Raw genomic sequence first — 258 nt, 5'->3', positions numbered from 1 at the left:
GTGCCCGCGGTCCCGAGATAGACCGTGGAGTTGCCGTTGCCGTCGGTGACGAGGTTGCCGCTGACGCCCGAGCCGGACGCAACACCAGTCGATGCCGGAGCAGAACCCGAGCGGAAGGTGATGGTCTTGCCGTTCACGGTCAGCGTGTCGCCGTCGGCGGGCTGGGCATTGCTGGCCAGGCCGGTTGCGGTCGTGCCGTTGGTGGCGATCAGGGTGATGGCGCCGGTCAGGGCCGTGGTGCCGTCGCCGGCCGTTCCC

At 70.2% G+C, this 258-nt stretch carries 1 protein-coding gene; it reads right to left on the bottom strand.

The genetic code is table 11. The features are described from left to right. Nucleotides 1–258: DUF1522 domain-containing protein (locus MOV75_RS42180; RefSeq protein ID WP_247008793.1), on the bottom strand; the 258-nt coding region annotated here is incomplete at both ends.

The organism is Bradyrhizobium sp. PRIMUS42, assembly GCF_023006515.1.
In the GTDB taxonomy this organism is placed as follows: domain Bacteria; phylum Pseudomonadota; class Alphaproteobacteria; order Rhizobiales; family Xanthobacteraceae; genus Bradyrhizobium.
Note: the sequence above shows the minus strand (reverse complement) of the source record. Positions and strands in the feature narration are given on the sequence as shown.